This is a genomic window from Kaistia sp. 32K, assembly GCF_016629525.1.
Taxonomy (GTDB): Bacteria; Pseudomonadota; Alphaproteobacteria; order Rhizobiales; family Kaistiaceae; genus Kaistia.
In genome coordinates this window covers 1,020,549-1,036,559 of sequence record NZ_AP024269.1, presented here as the reverse complement: position 1 = coordinate 1,036,559, position 16,011 = coordinate 1,020,549, and the positions used below count along the sequence as shown (strand labels likewise).

Here is a 16,011-nt window from a genome sequence, read left to right as displayed (position 1 = left end):
TCCTAGCCGCCGAAACCACGCGCGAACGCGCCGCCGCCGATGACGCGACGGGCGAACATGAGAGCGATGAACGAGGGCACCCAGAGCAGGACGGAGAGGACCGCGCCGAACTGGATGACCATCTGGTTGTTGATGAAACTGATCATCAGCACGGGCATGGTGCGGATGCTCGGCGCGCCGACGAGCCAGGCGCCCTCGGTCTCGTAGAAGGTGCTGACGAAGGTCAGAAGCACGGCCGCGGCAATGGTCGGCCCGGCCTGGGGAAGCGTGATGGACCAGAACACCCGCAACGGGCTGGCGCCGACGTCGCGGGCGGCCTCCTCCATGCGACGGTCCACGGCCTGGAAGGCGGCCACGGGGATCCAGATCATGAACATCAGCGTGCCAACGAGCTGGATGAGCACGACGCCCCAGAAGGAGCCGATGAGGTTCAGCTGCAGGAAGATCGCGGCGATCGCGACCAGCAGCCCGAATTTCGGAAAGGCATGGCCGGCCAGGAACGAGAAGAACAGAATGTCCCGCCCCGGGAACTTCATCCGGGCGAACGCATAGGCAGCCGGAAGACAGATCAGCGCCGAAAGCAGCGTCACGACCGTCGAGAGCTGGAGGCTCAGCGTCAGCGCGCTCCAGACATCGGCGCGCCCGAGCGTCTGGCCCCAGAACCGGAGCCCGAACTGTTGCGGGATGATGCTGGGATAGCGCCAGACCTCGGTGAAGGCCCAGGTGCCGACGACGAGCAGAGGACCGATGATGGCGAGCGTGAGGACGGCTGCGAACAGGACGCCGAGCCCGTCGATGCGCGGCCGCGGGGAAACAAGCGTCTTCATCTCACTTGCCCCGGTTGCGCGCGACCGAACGCACATAGAAGAGCCCGAACACGATGCAGAAGCCGAAGGCGACGACCGCCTGGGTCATGGCGCCGACCGGGTCGTGCACGTCGCGGAGCGTGCGCTGCATGAAGGGGCCGAGCATTTCCGGCGACGCGGGCCCCAGCAGATAGGGAAGCGTGAAGGACGAGAAGATGCCGAGGATCGAGAAGGAAAGCGCCACGAGGACGGAATTGGAAATGCGCGGCAGGATGATGTGCCAGAAGACCTGCAGGGCATTCGCCCCCACATCCCGCGCGGCCTCGATCGACTGGTTGGCGACACTGCCGAGACCGGCGAGCAGGATCAGCACGGTCAGCGGAATATTGTCCCAGACCAGGCCGATGACGGGTCCCCAGGGCGTGAGATAGGGCGTCCGGATCTTGGGGAGGCCAACGGCGTTCAGCAGGATGTCGACCATGCCGTTCGGACCCAGAACGCGGATGAAGGCGAAGGCCAGGATGATCGAGGGCACGAACATCGGCAGGATGGCGAGCGCCTGGACATAGGCCGGCAGCCGGCCGCGCGAAAAGCGCAGATAGAGCGCGATCGGCAGGCAGATCAGCAGCAGAAGCACGGCGGAGATCAGCGTCGTCCAGAGCGTGACGGCGAGATTGTCGAGGCTGTAGCGATCCGAAAAGAAGAAGGCATAGCTCGAAAGATCGAAGCGGGATGCGCCACTGGCGTCCGGGCGCCAGATGGTGCTGGCGATGGCGTTGATGGCCGGCCAGATGACCAGCCAGATCATCAGGAGAACCGGAACGGCGACGAGCAGGAGGCCTACCGGCCTCCTGCTCGCTGCGGAATCGACGCGTGGGCGGGCCACCCCTTGGGCGACCTCTGTCACGACTTGCGGTCGACGTTCGGAGCGACGTTGCGATACCAGCCGTCATTGACGGCCGCTTCCCACTTGCCCTCGGGGAAGGTCGGGATGGACTGCGGGACGATGTCGGCGAAGCGCTTGCGCAGATCGGTCGAGATATAGTCCCAGGAAACGCCGGGGAAGCCGCCGAGCTCGGTCAGGATGGCGCCCTGGATCTCTTCCGACAGGATGAAATCGGCGAGCCGCAGGGCTGCTTCGCGGTTGACGCCGTTCGAGAGCACGACGCCGCGCGAAAAACCGCCGCAGAGCGCGAGATCCTGAAGCTGGACGAGACCGGTATCGGCCGGCAGCACGCCCTGGTGAATGGCCTGCAGCACCTGGTCGGACCAGACCGGGATCATGGTCACGACGCCCTGGGAGAGCAGCTGCAGCGACTGGGTGTTGCCCGACGAATAGGCGCCCTTGTCGTAGAGCGACGGCGCGAGGTCGGTCAGGATCTCCCAGGCGCGGCCGAGCGTCTTGGCGGCGTAGTCGTCGCTGTAGTTGTCGATGGTGAACGCCTTGGGATCGAGGCCGTTCGCCTGATGGATGGCGCGGCGGACGAAATTGCCGCCCGAGCCGCCCTTGTCGGGGCGATTGTAGATGAACTGGCCGGGATTGGCCTTGATCCAGGCGACCAGCGCTTCCCAGCTCTTCGGCGCGTCGGCGGCCTTGAGCTTGGAGCTGTCATAGGCGAGCAGGACCTGCGAACCGCGATACGGCAGGCTGAACGGGCTGGTGATGGCGAGCGGGTTGACGCGCGAATAGTTGGAGAGGCCGGCCTCGGCCAGGTTCACATAGATGCCGGCATCGAGGGCGCCGGCCGGCAGGTTGGGATCGGCGTGCTCGAAATAGTCGGCCTGCGGGTCGGTGCCGGTCTGCTTGGCGGCGATGGCGCGCTCGGCGATGGCCTGAATGCCCGCATTGTCGCCGGCGTCGACGAGGTTGAGCTTGATGCCCGGATTGGCGGCTTCAAAGGCGGGCTTGATGGTGTTGGCCCAGAAGTCGAGGACGTTGGCGTCCGAGCCCGTGTACCAGTCGATCGTACCCTTGGCGGCAAAGGCCATGCGGGGCATCAGGGCCAGGCCGGCAGCGGCGCCGGCGGCGGACATCAGGAAAGTGCGGCGGTCCATCGTTGTCTCCGATTTCGTCGGTGCGGTGAAGATGCAAAGCGCGACCCGGTCGCAGACGAACCGAAAGCCGACGCTGGCCGGCCTGTTCACAAGCGCATTCGCCAAACCGGCCGCGTTTCTAGTGCCGGCTCATAATGCTTTCATGACACCAGCCGGCTTGTTCACCGGCGCAGGAACCAAGGCCGCGCACGGTTTCGTGACCGCCTTCGGCAGCCCCTGCGTCAGCCTTTGCGCGCGCTTCGAATGACCTCGCCGATCGTGACGACCGTCGCGCAGATCGCGACGAGCACGAGGGAGGCGGCAGACGCGGCAGGCAGGTCGGTGCCGGTTTCGGAGACCTTGCTGTAGAGCACGAGCGGCAGGATGTTGACCTGTGTCCCCACGAGCGCCAGCGCGGTGCCATAGGCGCCGACGGCGACAGCGGAGGTCAGGCAGAAGGCGGCGACGAGGCTCGGCAGGATCTGCGGCAGCATGACGTCGACCAGCGCCCTCCCCCCTTTCGCGCCGAGCGAACGCGCCGCCACGATCTGGTTGCGATCAAAATTGGCGATCGCGGGAAGGACGATCAGGATGACGCGGGGGACGAGATAGTAGCTGTAGGCGAGGCCCAAACCGAACGGCGAGAAGATGAACCCGCCCGTCACCGCCGGATCGAAGCCGAGCTCGGCGAGAAGCAGCGTGATGAAGCCCGATCGCCCCAGAAGCAGGATGAAGCCGTAGGCGACGATCAGGCCGGAAAAGGTCAGCGGCAGCGAGATGGCGATGAGGACGGCCGTCCGCAGACCCTGCGCCATGCGCGAAATCGCCAGGGCGACGCAGAAACCGACCGCGAGCGAAAACAACGGGGCGGCGGTGCCGATGACAAGCGTTCCCTTGAGGCCGTTCCAGAACACCGGATCGGCCGCGAGGCGTCCGAAGGCACTGCCGCCATCCGAAAAGGCGCCGACCAGGACCGAGCTCACTGGCAGGAGGAAGAACAGGGCGAGCACGACAAGCCCGGGAAGCGCGAAGGCGGCCAGCATCGGCCTGGAAGCACGGGCGCCCATCGGAACTCTCCTCTCACGACGTCGGCACGAAGGGACGCCGTCCGCGCCCATACCGGCGCGGACGGCGGGTTGGGAAGATCACTGGCCGAGGACGGCCTTCGCCCAGCCGGCGTCGATTTCCGCCTTCTTGGCGGTCGCCTTGGCGATATCGAGCGGCTTGATCTGGGCTGCCACCGGCATCTTCGCGGCGATCGCTTCCGGCAGCTTGATGTCCGCGACGGCGGGGCGGACATAACCTTCGGCGAAGATGTTCTGGCCGGCTTCGCTCATGATGAAGTTGAGCCAGAGCTTGCCGGCGTTCGGGTTGGGGCCGTTCTTGACCAGCGAGATCGCATAGGGCGCGGCGGCCGAAGCCTCCTGCGGGATGATGACGGCGATATCGTCCTTCATGCCGTCGACGAATTTCGCCTTCAGGCCGTCGTTTTCATAGCCGATCCAGATCGGGATCTCGCCCTTCAGGAACTGCGCGTAGGGCGTCGTGCCGACGGTGCGCAGGACGTTGCCGGCCTTGCTGAGCTTGCCGAGATAATCGATGCCGGGCTGGACGTTTTCCATGTCGCCGCCATTGCCGAAGCTCGCCGCGAAGGTGACGACCTGGCCCTGGCCCGTGGAGCGCGGATCCTGATAGACGATCGCGTTCTTGTATTCGGGCTTCAGCAGATCGGCCCAGCTCTTCGGGACGTTCTTGACCAGCTTGGTGTTCACCAGGAACGCGACGCTGAGGGTGTGGACGGTGAACCACTGGCCGTCCTTGGCGCGCAGCGCTTCCGGCAGGCGATCGAAATTGACCGGCTCGTATCCCTCGACGACGCCGGCCTTGACGGCATCGAGCGCGGAAGCCGCGAAATAATAGGCGGTGTCGGCCTGCGGGCGGTTGCGCGACTTGTCGAGGGTGACGACGGTCGCGGCCGAGCCGATGTCGTTGTAGACCATCTCGATGCCCGGATAGCGCTTCTGGAACGCCTTGAACTGACCGGCCCAGTTGGCCCAGGTCGGTCCGGTGTCGAAGGAGACGACGATGCCTTCCTTGAGGGCGGCGTCGTAGAGCGCCTGCTCGCCCTTGTAGAGCTCCGGGCCTTCGAAGGCGAAAGCGCTGCTGCCAAGGCTCAGCGCCATGACGCCGGCGGTCACGGTCGTCATGAATTGCCGTCTGTTCATGGAAATACCCCTGTTGCTGAAGTCAGTTCGCTGGGAGGAGACGCACGGCATCTGCTGGAACCCGCACGGAAGTCACGGCGTCGCGCAGATGGGTTTCGAGGCGAACCAGTCCGCCTGGAACAGTGAGGTCGATCCGGCGGATCGGGCCGAGGTAGCGATCGGCCGCGACGGAGCCGGAGAAATGGCTGGCGGTATCCGACGGGTTGCTGTCGAACGCGGGAACGATCCGTTCCGGACGGACGAATACGGTGACGGCGTCGCCCGGCTGGTGGCCGCTCGTGTCGCAGCGAAGCGGGCCAATATCCGTTTCGACCAGCCCCGCAGCCGCGACCCTGCCCTTCCAGAGATTGGACTGGCCGACGAAGCCTGCGACATAGGCGTTGGCGGGCGTCTCGTAGAGCTCGCGCGGCGTGCCCAGCTGGACGAGGCGGCCATCGCGCATGACGGCGACCTTGTCCGCGATCGACAGCGCCTCTTCCTGATCGTGGGTGACGAGCAGCGTGGCGATGCCGGAGGCGCGCTGGACCCGAAGGATCTCGTCCCGCATCTCGACCCGCAGACCCGCATCGAGCGCCGAAAGCGGTTCGTCGAGCAGAAGACCGCGCGGCTCGAAGACAAGCGCGCGCGCCAGCGCCACGCGCTGTTGCTGCCCGCCCGAGAGTGCCGCCGGCAGATCGTCGCTGCGACTGCCCATGCCGACGCGCCCCAGCACGTCGACGGCCCGGGCGCGGCGTTCGGCCTTGGCCATTCCCCGCACCTTGAGCGGATAGGCGACGTTCTCCCAGAGCCGCATATGCGGGAAAAGGGCGTAGTTCTGAAACACCACGCCGAGCCGGCGCGCTTCCGGCGGGAGAGAGCTGACATCCCTCCCCTCGACGAGCACCCGCCCGCTGGCAGGCATGACGAAACCGGCGAGCAGCTTCAAAAGCGTCGACTTGCCCGAACCCGACGCGCCAATGATCGCCAGCAATTCGCCCCGGCCGATCTCCAGTGAGATGTCGAACACGCCGGTCGTCGTTCCCGGATAGGTGTAGTTGACGGCTTCATAGCGGAGCGTCATGCGGATTTCGTCTTGTTGGCTTGAGCGAACTGGGCCGTCAGGCTGCTGGTGAGCGCGGCGAGGACGGCAAGGAACAGGAGAACGAGGGTCGCCGCGCAGGCGAAGCCGGTTGCGCCATAGAAGGCCTGCAGGAGGACGACCGGATAGGTTCGCGACAGGAAGCCCGAGACGAGGTTCGAAAGCTGGAACTCGCCGATCGAGAGGCCGGCGACGGTCAGCATCGCGGAGAGCAGGCTGGTCCGGAGCAGCGGAAAGGTGACGTCGCGCAGCCGCGCCGGAAAGGAAGCGCCTAGCGTCGCGGCGGCGTGCTCGTATTCCTCGAGGTTGAGCTGCTCCATGTCGGCGACGAGCGCGGTCACGGTGTAGGGCAGCGTCAGCACCAGATGACCCGCCGCAAGCAGCCAGAAACTGCCGAGCCACGGCAGCGCGTCGGATGAAAACACCAGGATGAAGCCGAAGGCGAGCACCAGCTCCGGCACGGCCACGGGCAGCAGCGTGACCAGCCGGGCGGCAAACCGTACGCCGCCCTTCGCACCCGCCTGGATCGCATAGGCGAGCGGCAGGCCGACGACGAGGTTCAAAACACAGGTGGTGCCGACGATCTGCAGGCTGGTGAAGAAGGCGCGGCGGAAGCTCGGGTCTCCAGCAACTTCCTGGAACCAGCGGACGGTAAATCCGCTCGGCAGGAGCGTGTTGCTCCAGCTTTCGCCGAAGGATCCAAGCCCCAGCAGCAGCACGGGCGCCGCCAGAAAAATCAGATAGGCAATCGCAACGATAGGCAAGTCGGCCCTCCTTGCTGTCGAGGCGCCCGGTTACCCCTGCTTTCTACCGTCCGCGTATGTAAGCTAAATGACAGTCGTAAGGTATATTACGGAATCTGGAAGATCCGCCTGGCAATCCGGTCGAGGATCGCCTCGACCGTGTCGACAACAGGCACGCCGGCGACGGGCGGCGCCTCGCTCGTGGCGAGCACGAGACGGTTGAACTGCAGGCCCAGCGCCATTTCCGACAGCGTGCCGACGCCGCCGCCGATCGCCACGAGCGCGAGGCACGCGCGGGCGATGATGGCGTTGCGCGCGGGGCCGATCCCGGTGGCGATGGGAATGGCGACATAGGGGTTGGCGGCTTGCCACTCGTCATCAGGCAGAATGCCGATCGGCAGCCCGCCCGCCGATGCGTGCCCCCGGCAGGCGGCTTCCATGACGCCGTTCTTGCCGCCGCACAGCATTTGCAGGCCGTGCTGTGCGAGCGCCGCGCCGAGCTTTTCCGCCAATTCGCATTGGCCGGAGGTCGCCTCGCGCGGGCCGATGATGCCGATCGGGACGCGGCGGAGCGCGCTTCGCTCGGCGAAGCGGAGGAGCGCCTCGGTCGGCGACAGGACTTCCCCCGGACGCTGCGACGCCTCGGTCTCGACCCACTCCAGACGCGAGGGATCGAAGACCCGATCCCCGCAAAGCAACTTCCGGCTGTCTTCCACCCAATGCAACACTGTCACTCGCTGCCTCGACCTTTTCCGCTTGCGCCTTGCCGCGGGCCTTCTATTCTCCCATCTGACGTAAGATTTGTGACAATCAAGGAAGTTAGATGACATACGGGGATCGGCAGAGCGACGGCATCACCGCCCGCCAGGCCGAGATTGTCGCGATCGTCGCCGAACAGGGCTACACGACGCTGGAGTCGCTTGCGAGCCGGTTCTCGGTGTCGATGCAGTCGGTGCGCCGCGATATCATCCAGCTCGACCAGATGCGCCTTCTCCAGCGCTTCCACGGCGGCGCCGGCCCTTCGGACAACACGGTCCGGCTCGGCTACCAGGAGAAGCGGTCCCGCTCGGCGGAAGCAAAGACGCGGATCGCCAGTAAGGCGGCCGAGTTCGTGCCGGACGGCGCGACGCTCTTCCTCGATTCCGGCACGACCATCGAAGCGCTGGCTCAGCAGTTGCGCGGCCGCAGGACGGGGCTCCGCATCTTCACGACCTGCCTCGCCACGGCCATGGTCGTGGCGGGCGAGCCGGATATCGAGCTTCACGTCATCGGCGGCACCTCCCGCGGCGCGGACGGCTCGCTGGCCGGCGCCGGCACGGTCGCCACCCTGTCGACGATCCGGTTCGATTTCGCCTTCATCGGCTTTTCCGGCTTCGACGACGACGGGGCCGTGATGGACTACGATCTCGAAAAGATCGCCGTGAAGCAGGCGGCGATGCGCCGGACGAACAACGCCATCCTGCTCGGCGACCAGTCGAAGTACGAACGGCACGCCATCGCCCAGATCGCGCCGCCGCGCGCCTTCGCCAAACTGGTCAGCGATGCGGCGCCGCCCGACCGGCTGGTCGAGATGTTCTCCGCCTCTGGCCTAGAGATCGTCATCGCCTGAACGCCGTCCAGTCTCCCGAAACGATGCAGCCCTCGAACGACGGATCGCTCGAGGGCTGCAAGCCGTTTCCCCTCGACCGGGGAACCGAAGATGGAAGCGAGCCGGCCTTAGACAGGCCGCTTGTGGATCGGCTCGGCGCGGTGCCAGTTGGCGAGGATGCGGCCGTCAGTGTGCGCCTGCTTCGCCCAGCGGATGCCGTTGCCGATCACCTTGTGGACCATCTCGTTGTGATAGATCGGGAAGGTCTCGTGGCCGGGGCCGAAATAGAAGATCCGCCCGCGCCCGCGCTGGAACGTGCAGCCGCTGCGGAAGACTTCGCCGCCCGAATACCAGGAAACGAAGATCAGCTCGTCGGGCTGCGGGATGTCGAAGGGCTCGCCATACATCTCCGACGCTTCGATCTCGAAGAAGGGCGGCAGGCCCTCGGCGATCGGATGCGACGGGTTCAGGACCCAGACGCGCTCGAGGTCGCCCTCGGGCATTTCGCGCCAGGAAAGATTGGCGTTGGTGCCCATCAGACGGCGGAAGAGCTTCGAGTGATGGCCGGAATGCAGCACGACGAGACCCATGCCCTTCAGGACGCGCTGCTGCACCCGGTCGATCAGCCCGTCGCTGACCTCGTCATGCGCCATGTGGCCCCACCAGAGCAGGACGTCCGTATCGTCGAGAAGCGCATCGGGCAGGCCCTCGTCGGGATCGTCGAGCGTGCCGCGACGGATTTCGAAATCCTCATGCGCGAGCCCGGCGGCGATCGCACCGTCGATGCGATCCGGATAGATCTTCTGGACCTCCGGATGAAGCTGCTCGTGGCGGCCTTCATTCCAGATTGTAACCTTGATCGTCATGCTGTCCTCAGTTTCCAGGGAGCTTCAGTCAGGAGCGATGGACGGCCTGGCCGTCCGCGCCAAACAGGTGGCAGGCCGTGCGGTCGATGGAGAATCCGACCCGGTCGCCGGGCCGGATCGAGACGTCGCCCTCGACCCGGGCCATGATGGGATCAGCCAGCGAGCCGACCGCCAGATAGGTCTCGACGCCGAGGCGCTCGACGACGGCGATCTCGGCCTCGAAATCGCGATCCGATCCCTCGGCGAGCCTCAGATGCTCCGGCCGGATGCCGAGGCGCGCAGGCCCCGCCGGCAGGGCCGGCCCCGGATCCGGCAGATCGATCGACCATCCCGCCGGCGTGGCGAGTCGTATCTGGCCGTTGCCGGGACGGCTGAGCTCGACCGGGATCAGGTTCATGCGCGGCGACCCGATGAAGGTGGCGACGAAGGCATTTTCCGGGTGGTGGTAGAGCGTGATCGGGGCTGCTTCCTGCGCCACCTTGCCGCCATTCAGGACGACGATCCGGTCGGCCATGGTCATCGCCTCGACCTGATCATGCGTGACATAGACCGCGGTGGCGCCGATATCGCGATGCAGGCGCTGCAGCTCGGCCCGCATCTGCACCCTGAGCGCCGCGTCGAGGTTGGAGAGCGGTTCGTCGAACAGGATCACCGACGGCTTCTTGATGATGGCGCGCCCGATCGCGACGCGCTGGCGCTGGCCTCCCGACAGGGCGGCCGGCCGGCGATCGAGATACTCCGTCAGCTGCAGGATCTCGGCGATCGCCTCGACCTGGCGGCGGATCTCCGGCTTCGGCACCTTCTTCAGATCAAGCGAGAAGCCGATGTTCTCGGCGACGCTCATATGCGGGTAGAGCGCATAGGACTGAAACACCATGGCGATGCCGCGCTTGTCGGGCGCGATCTCGTTCATGCGCTTGCCGTCCAGCAGAAATTCGCCGCTGTCGATGCCTTCGAGCCCGGCGATCATCCGCAGCAGCGTCGACTTCCCGCAGCCGCTCGGGCCGACGAAAACAGCGAATTCGCCATCCTCGACCTTGAGGTCGACGCCCTTGATGACTTCGAGGGAGCCGTAGAATTTCCGGACGTTCCTGAGTTCGATCACGGCCATGAATATGTATCCATCATGAGAGGCATCAGCCCTTGACCCCGCCTGAGAAGGTCTGGACCAGAAAGCGACGGGCAAAGCCGAAGGCGACGACGGCCGGCAGCAGGTAGACGAAGGCGAGGGCTGCCAGAAAACCGTAGTCGATGGTGTTGACGCGCAGGAAGGCACGGAAGAGCCCGAGCGGCAGCGTCTGCAGATCCGGCGAGGAAAGCAGGATCAGCGGCAGCAGGAAATCGCCCCAGGCAGAGATGAAGGCGAAGAGGCCGGCGGCGCCGAGGCCCGGCAGGGCGAGCGGGATCAGGACCCGGCGGATGCGCTGCAGAAGGGTTGCGCCGTCCATCAGCGCCGCCTCCTCATAGTCGCGCGGGACGGTGTCGAAGAAGGTCTTCATGATCCAGAGTGCCAGCGGCAATTGCATCGTCGCCAGCACGAGGATCAGGCCGAGATAGCCGTCGATGAAGCCGACATAACGCAGGATCTGCCGCGCCGGACCATTGCCGAACAGCTCGCGAAGCACCGTCCCGAGGCCGTTATTGGCGGTCAGAAGGACCTTGTAGAGCGGCACGACCAGCGCCGTCGTCGGCAGGACACGGATCAGCAGGATGGTGTAGAGGAACGGCCGCTTCCACCAGGCGCGGGTGCGCGACAGCGCATAGCCGCCGAGCCCCGCCAGCACCATGACGATCAACGTCGCGGTGCCGACCACGAAGAGCGAATTCAGCAGCCAGCGCGTGCCGTCCTCCTGCGCGAAGATGCGGACATAGTTGTTGATCGTCAGTTCGCGCGGCCATTGCAGGAACAATGACGCGTTGCCGTCGATCGAGGCCAGCAGCACCCAGAAGAACGGGATGGCGCAGAAGATCGAGATCAGCGACAGCGTCGCGTACGCGCCCAATTCGGCGCCGCGTCGCTTTGAAGGATTGTGGGCATGATGGATCGCCATCTCAGACCTCCACCTTGAGCGCACGGACGTAGATCACGCCGATCGCGAGCGAGAAGACGAGCGCAACCACCGCCACCGCGGAGCCGTAGCCGAGCTGGAAGGCCGTGAAGGACTGGTTGTAGATGTAGATGCTGATCAGCTCGGTCGCGCCCCCCGGGCCGCCGCGCGTCAGCGCATAGACGAAGCCGAAGATGGCGATCGTCGAAACGGTCGAGACGAGCATGTAGAGCAGGATCGTCGGCGCGATCAGCGGCAGCGTGATGCGCGTGAACATCTGGCGCGGGGTCGCCCCATCCATGCGCGCGGCCTCATAGACCTCCTCGGAAACGGCGCTCAGACCGGCGGTCAGCAGGATCATCGCGGTCGCGATGCCGCGCCACGTATTGACGATGATGATCATGGTGAGCGGAAAGGTCTGCAGCCAGTCCGTCGGCTCCAGGCCGAAGAAGGCGACGATGCGCGACAGCGTGGCGCGCTCGCCGCCGGCCAGCATCGAGATCCACATGAAGCCGGCGACCACCTCGGGCACGGCGTTCGGCAGCAGGATGATCGAATTGAAGATCGACTTCATCCTGAGCGGCCGGCGCAGCAGGATCGCCGAAACCAGGCCCAGTATGAACTGGCCGATGATGGCCGAGCCGATCACGAAGAGGAGCGTGACGAGCAGCGAATTCCAGAACTTCGGGTCGTTGAACAGGCGGATATAGTTCCGAGCGCCGACGAAGCGCGGATTGAGCGCGGCGGCGCCGGTCAGGGCCTCGTTGGTGAGGCTCAGATAGACGGAATAGATCGCCGGATAGATGACGAAGGCGAAGAGCAGCAGAACGGATGGCAGCAAGATCAGCCGGAGCTGCCAGGAAACACGTTTCTCATAAGTCATGGAAACATCCGGGCTTCAGGATCGGGTCAGCGACATCGTCCGGCGGGCCGCCAATTGCGGCCGAGGGGAGAAGCGGACAAGGCTCCGCCTCTCCCCCTGGCTGGACGATCTACGGCCGAGGGAGGCTATTCGACCGCGTCGTCGCCGAGGACTTCCTTGACGTAATCAACCAGGATCTTCTGGGCGCCGGCGGCGTCCGTTTCCTTGCGCAGCAGCGCCTCGGTGGCGCGGGCCACGCCTTCCGACACGGCCGAGAAGCCTGCCGCCTGCTTGAGGTAGACGCCGTTTTCAGCGGCGGCATGGATCGGCACGAGCTCGACCAGCTTCTGGAAGTCGGGATCGGAGCCGGCATCCTTGCGGGCCGGGATATTGCCGATCAGGCCGGCATAGGCGACCTCGGTCTTGACCGAACCGATTTCGAGCAGCGCCTTCTTGGCCAGCTCGACATTCGCGGCCTTCGAGTTGACGGCCCAGGGCGCGGCGAGGCCGGCGAGCACGTATTGCCCGCTGGACTGGCCGGGGATCGTCCAGGTGCCGACGACCTTCTCGACATTCGGGATGGGGTTCTTGCTCTCGCGACCCCAGTCGTAGATGTAGCACCAGGATCCGCAGGTCGTGGCCACCAGCTTGCCGGCCGGGAACATCTCATATTTGGGGATCACCCAGGGCTCCGGTCCGAGCAGCGGCTGGACGGGCATCAGGTCGTTGTCGATCAGCTCCTTGTAGACGCCGAACACGTCCTTGACGCCCTCGCCGGTCAGGCTGAGCTTGCCGTCGGCGGCCGCGATCTGCGGCGTCTTCGAGCCGACGAGGAGATGCTGGAAGCCTTCCTCGAACGCACCGCCGCCCCAGGCAACGCCGGCCGGGAACAGCAGGCCGTACTGGCCGGTCTTGGCCTTGATCTCCTTGGCCCGATCGATGAGTTCGGCCCAGGTCTTCGGCTGCTCGGTCGAGATGCCGGCCTTCTCCATCACGTCGCGACGGAAATAGATCTGGTTGATGCCGAGCATCGACGGGAGAACGTAGGTCTCGCCATCCGGGCTGACCGCCAGCTGCTTGGCGACGTCGTAGAGCTGGTCATAGCCGTCCCAGGCCTTCAGCTCGGCGGTGATCGGCGCGAGATAGCCCGCGGCCACCATGTCGGCGACATAGCTTGCGCTCGGAACCGAGAAGATGTCCGGCCCGTTGCCGGCGGCCAACTCGGTGAGCAGCTTCGTCACATAGTCCTTGTCGGGCGCGGGATATTCGACGACCTCGACGGTGACGCCGTATTTCTTCTCGATTTCCGCGACGGTCCCCTTCATCGCGTCGATGCCGGCCTGACCGTGATTGGCGATGCGGATGGTTTCGGCGTGAACGGGCGCGACAGCCACGCTCAGCCCGGCGGCCCAAAGGCCCGCCAAGAGCACTTTCCTCATAGTTTCCTCCCTGGTAACGGCCGCCCTCCAGCGGTCACACAAAACTGTACACGTGTTTTTCAAATCGGCAAGACGTGAATCAAGCGCTCCCGCGTCAAATCATCAAGCCATTGAAATAGCGTAATTATTTCGTCATTGCAGGGAAATGCAATTCTGTGTAACCGTATACACAACACCATCACTCGGGAGAGAGACATGTCCAACCCATTGCGGCTTGGGATCATTGGCGCGGGCCTGAAGGCGGCCGACTATGCGCGCGGCTGGGTGCATATGCCGGAGGTGACCTTCGTCGCCTCAGCCGACGTGAACGTGCCGTCGCGCCGCCGCCTCGCCGATATATGCACCGCCGCCGGCAAGCCGGAACCGCAGGAATTCGACGACTACCGCGACATGCTCGCGGCCTGCCGGGACCAGCTGGACGCGGTCTATGTCTCGACCCCGCACGCCTTCCATGCCGAGCAGGCGATCGCCGTTGCCGAGGCCGGGCTCGACCTCCTGCTCGAGAAGCCGATGGTGACGACGGTCGAGGAAGCCGAACGGCTGATCGCCGCCCAGAAGCAGACGGGCGTCACCATCGTCATCGCCTTCCAGGGCGGCCTGTCGCCGCTGGTGCTGGACACGAAGCGGCGCGCCCAGGCGGGAGAGTTCGGCGAACTCGTCAACGTCGCGGCGACGATCTGGGAAGGCTGGTCGGAAAGCTACAACGGCCACTGGAAGCAGCAGCCGGAGATTTCCGGCGGCGGCTTCATGTTCGACACCGGCGCGCACATGATGAACACGGTGTGCCTGCTCGCCGATTCCGGATTTGCCCGCGTTTCCGCCTATATGAACAACCGCGGCAAGCCGATCGATATCCTGTGCGCGGTCTCCGCCCGGCTCGACAGCGGCGCGCTCGTCACGTTCAACGCGGCGGGCGAAGGACCGCCCGGCTGCGCCTCCTACATCACGCTCTTCTATACCGGCGCGATCATCCGCATCGACGCGTGGGGCGGGTGGCGCGAGATCAGCCTGCCCGGCGAGACCGCCCAGCGCGAGACGGCGGAAATCCTCGACAATCCGATGAAGAGCTTCCTCGCCATCCGCGAGGGCACGGCGCCCAACTCCTCCACGGTCGAGAACGGCCTCCGCTTTGCGCAGCTCTGGGACGCGATCAAGGCGTCGGCGGCGCGCGATGGAGAATCGATCCGGATTGGTGCTACAGCCGGATGAAACCAATCCGCGGGTTCCGATGAACAAGAAGCGCATCACGTCGAGGGAATTGGCCAAGCTTGCCGGCGTTTCGTCGGCAACGATCTCCCGCGCTTTCTCGCCGGATTCCCGCATTGGCAGCGCCACGCGCGATCGCATTCTCAGCGTCGCTCGGGAGCACGGCTACCAGCCGAATGCGATTGCACGGTCGCTCAACAACCAGCGCTCGCGTCTCGTCGCGCTGGTCGTCAATGCGATCGGCAATCCCTGCGAGGCCGAGGACCTGCAGCTCCTCGTCCATCGTCTCCAGGATCGGCAGCTTCTGCCGATCCTTTTGTGCTGCGCCGATCACGAGGACCGGCTGCAGCTGATCCGGCTCGCCTCGACCTATCAGGTCGATCATGTCGTCGTCTTTTCCGATACGGTTTCGATGCAGGACGCGGTCGACATCTTCCATACGACCCGGCCGATCATCGTTTCGTCCGAGCCGCTCGACAACGCCGACGTCTCGCATATCCGTATCGACGGTTCGGAGGCGGCCGACCAGCTCATCGACAAGATCGTCCGGGACGGTCGCCGGCGCTTTGGCTACATCTCGGGGACAGCGACCAGCTGGATCGACAAGAAGCGCAGGGCCTGGTTCGCGGACGCGCTGGAGAAGCGCGACCTCGCCTTCGTGGCGGAAGCCTCCGGCGATTATTCCTATGACGCGGGCTTCAAGGAAGCGGTGCTGCTGCTGCACCGCGCCAAGGTGGATGCCATCATCTGCGGCAATGACGTGATGGCGATCGGCGCCGCCGACGCCGCCCGCAAGGTCCTGGGCCGCCGGGTTCCGGAGGATCTCGCGGTCGTTGGCCAAGACGGCATCGCCATGGCCGCCTGGGAAAGCCATGATCTGACGACGCTCAGCCAGGACCACGTCGCCTTCGTCGATGCGATCGTGGCGCTGATCGAACGCCACGAGAAGGACGCCGACGCCTCGCACAGTATCCTTCTGGAGTGCACCGCCCGCTGGGGCTCGACAGCCTAGAAGTGCTGTCGCCTTCGCCCCATTCGCCGTCGCCTCTCCTGCCGTCGCCCTTCCCCGCGCCCCCTGCTCCGGTCGCCGCTGCCGCCTATGTCGGCACTCAACTT

At 65.4% G+C, this 16,011-nt stretch carries 17 protein-coding genes; 4 read left to right on the top strand and 13 right to left on the bottom strand.

The window, feature by feature from the left end:
- Window positions 1-2: 2 nt before the first annotated feature.
- The 3 genes from K32_RS04490 to K32_RS04480 are packed head-to-tail and all read right to left on the bottom strand — an operon-like array spanning window position 3 to window position 2,861.
- Window positions 3-827: an ABC transporter permease gene (locus tag K32_RS04490; protein WP_201402881.1), complete on the bottom strand. Its 825-nt coding sequence runs from the start codon at window positions 825-827 to the stop codon at window positions 3-5.
- Window position 828: 1 nt separating this feature from the next.
- A complete protein-coding gene (locus K32_RS04485; protein WP_201402880.1) occupies window positions 829-1,713 on the bottom strand; it encodes an ABC transporter permease in 885 nt (294 codons plus the stop codon).
- Window positions 1,710-2,861, bottom strand: coding sequence for an extracellular solute-binding protein (locus K32_RS04480; RefSeq protein WP_201402879.1), 1,152 nt, complete (start codon window positions 2,859-2,861; stop codon window positions 1,710-1,712). Before K32_RS04480 ends, K32_RS04485 begins: the two co-directional genes overlap by 4 nt.
- On the opposite strand from K32_RS04480, the gene K32_RS04475 reads away from it, so the two are divergent.
- Window positions 2,848-3,108: a hypothetical protein gene (locus tag K32_RS04475; RefSeq protein WP_201402878.1), complete on the top strand. Its 261-nt coding sequence runs from the start codon at window positions 2,848-2,850 to the stop codon at window positions 3,106-3,108. The two genes, K32_RS04480 and K32_RS04475, sit on opposite strands and share 14 nt — an antisense overlap.
- Here K32_RS04475 and K32_RS04470 read toward each other — a convergent pair.
- The 5 genes from K32_RS04470 to K32_RS04450 all read right to left on the bottom strand — a co-directional run bounded on the left by K32_RS04470 (window position 3,083) and on the right by K32_RS04450 (window position 7,620).
- Window positions 3,083-3,907, bottom strand: a complete 825-nt coding sequence (locus K32_RS04470) for an ABC transporter permease (RefSeq protein WP_201402877.1) — start codon at window positions 3,905-3,907, stop codon at window positions 3,083-3,085. The two genes, K32_RS04475 and K32_RS04470, sit on opposite strands and share 26 nt — an antisense overlap.
- Before the next feature lie 78 nt (window positions 3,908-3,985).
- Window positions 3,986-5,065, bottom strand: coding sequence for an extracellular solute-binding protein (locus tag K32_RS04465; RefSeq protein ID WP_201402876.1), 1,080 nt, complete (start codon window positions 5,063-5,065; stop codon window positions 3,986-3,988).
- A gap of 22 nt (window positions 5,066-5,087) precedes the next feature.
- The gene (locus tag K32_RS04460; protein ID WP_201402875.1) at window positions 5,088-6,125 is read right to left on the bottom strand and encodes an ABC transporter ATP-binding protein; all 1,038 of its coding nucleotides are present in this window, start codon (window positions 6,123-6,125) and stop codon (window positions 5,088-5,090) included.
- A complete protein-coding gene (locus tag K32_RS04455; protein WP_201402874.1) occupies window positions 6,122-6,907 on the bottom strand; it encodes an ABC transporter permease in 786 nt (261 codons plus the stop codon). The genes K32_RS04460 and K32_RS04455 overlap by 4 nt, the downstream gene beginning before the upstream one ends.
- An 86-nt stretch (window positions 6,908-6,993) precedes the next feature.
- Complete coding sequence (locus K32_RS04450) at window positions 6,994-7,620, bottom strand: TIGR00725 family protein (protein ID WP_201402873.1); 627 nt, start codon at window positions 7,618-7,620, stop codon at window positions 6,994-6,996.
- Between the two features lie 89 nt (window positions 7,621-7,709).
- On the opposite strand from K32_RS04450, the gene K32_RS04445 reads away from it, so the two are divergent.
- On the top strand, window positions 7,710-8,495 hold the full coding sequence (locus K32_RS04445) for a DeoR/GlpR family DNA-binding transcription regulator (RefSeq protein WP_201402872.1): 786 nt from the start codon (window positions 7,710-7,712) through the stop codon (window positions 8,493-8,495).
- 107 nt (window positions 8,496-8,602) lie between these two features.
- Here the strand turns inward: K32_RS04445 and K32_RS04440 are convergent, their stop codons facing one another.
- From K32_RS04440 to K32_RS04420, 5 genes are all read right to left on the bottom strand, one after another.
- Window positions 8,603-9,340 carry a ThuA domain-containing protein gene (locus K32_RS04440; RefSeq protein WP_201402871.1) on the bottom strand — a complete coding sequence of 246 codons (738 nt, stop codon included), beginning with the start codon at window positions 9,338-9,340 and terminating at the stop codon, window positions 8,603-8,605.
- A 28-nt stretch (window positions 9,341-9,368) separates the two neighbouring features.
- Complete coding sequence (locus tag K32_RS04435) at window positions 9,369-10,445, bottom strand: ABC transporter ATP-binding protein (RefSeq protein ID WP_201404342.1); 1,077 nt, start codon at window positions 10,443-10,445, stop codon at window positions 9,369-9,371.
- 31 nt (window positions 10,446-10,476) lie between these two features.
- The gene (locus K32_RS04430) at window positions 10,477-11,391 is read right to left on the bottom strand and encodes a carbohydrate ABC transporter permease (protein WP_201402870.1); all 915 of its coding nucleotides are present in this window, start codon (window positions 11,389-11,391) and stop codon (window positions 10,477-10,479) included.
- A 1-nt stretch (window position 11,392) separates the two neighbouring features.
- A complete protein-coding gene (locus K32_RS04425; protein ID WP_201402869.1) occupies window positions 11,393-12,271 on the bottom strand; it encodes a carbohydrate ABC transporter permease in 879 nt (292 codons plus the stop codon).
- Window positions 12,272-12,396: 125 nt separating this feature from the next.
- A complete protein-coding gene (locus tag K32_RS04420) occupies window positions 12,397-13,689 on the bottom strand; it encodes an ABC transporter substrate-binding protein (RefSeq protein WP_201402868.1) in 1,293 nt (430 codons plus the stop codon).
- Between the two features lie 195 nt (window positions 13,690-13,884).
- Between K32_RS04420 and K32_RS04415 the strand changes: the two genes are divergently transcribed.
- Window positions 13,885-14,898, top strand: coding sequence for a Gfo/Idh/MocA family protein (locus tag K32_RS04415; protein ID WP_201402867.1), 1,014 nt, complete (start codon window positions 13,885-13,887; stop codon window positions 14,896-14,898).
- Window positions 14,899-14,917: 19 nt separating this feature from the next.
- Window positions 14,918-15,907: a LacI family DNA-binding transcriptional regulator gene (locus K32_RS04410; RefSeq protein WP_201402866.1), complete on the top strand. Its 990-nt coding sequence runs from the start codon at window positions 14,918-14,920 to the stop codon at window positions 15,905-15,907.
- Window positions 15,908-16,011 lie beyond the last annotated feature (104 nt).

Bases quoted from the DNA above. Each gene is read 5' to 3' on its own strand.
- K32_RS04490 (WP_201402881.1), bottom strand. From the start codon at position 827: ATGAAGACGCTTGTTTCCCCGCGGCCGCGCATCGACGGGCTCGGCGTC.
- K32_RS04480 (WP_201402879.1), bottom strand. From the start codon at position 2,861: ATGGACCGCCGCACTTTCCTGATGTCCGCCGCCGGCGCCGCTGCCGGC.
- K32_RS04470 (WP_201402877.1), bottom strand. From the start codon at position 3,907: ATGGGCGCCCGTGCTTCCAGGCCGATGCTGGCCGCCTTCGCGCTTCCC.
- K32_RS04465 (WP_201402876.1), bottom strand. From the start codon at position 5,065: ATGAACAGACGGCAATTCATGACGACCGTGACCGCCGGCGTCATGGCG.
- K32_RS04460 (WP_201402875.1), bottom strand. From the start codon at position 6,125: ATGACGCTCCGCTATGAAGCCGTCAACTACACCTATCCGGGAACGACG.
- K32_RS04445 (WP_201402872.1), top strand. From the start codon at position 7,710: ATGACATACGGGGATCGGCAGAGCGACGGCATCACCGCCCGCCAGGCC.
- K32_RS04440 (WP_201402871.1), bottom strand. From the start codon at position 9,340: ATGACGATCAAGGTTACAATCTGGAATGAAGGCCGCCACGAGCAGCTT.
- K32_RS04430 (WP_201402870.1), bottom strand. From the start codon at position 11,391: ATGGCGATCCATCATGCCCACAATCCTTCAAAGCGACGCGGCGCCGAA.
- K32_RS04425 (WP_201402869.1), bottom strand. From the start codon at position 12,271: ATGACTTATGAGAAACGTGTTTCCTGGCAGCTCCGGCTGATCTTGCTG.
- K32_RS04420 (WP_201402868.1), bottom strand. From the start codon at position 13,689: ATGAGGAAAGTGCTCTTGGCGGGCCTTTGGGCCGCCGGGCTGAGCGTG.
- K32_RS04415 (WP_201402867.1), top strand. From the start codon at position 13,885: ATGTCCAACCCATTGCGGCTTGGGATCATTGGCGCGGGCCTGAAGGCG.
- K32_RS04410 (WP_201402866.1), top strand. From the start codon at position 14,918: ATGAACAAGAAGCGCATCACGTCGAGGGAATTGGCCAAGCTTGCCGGC.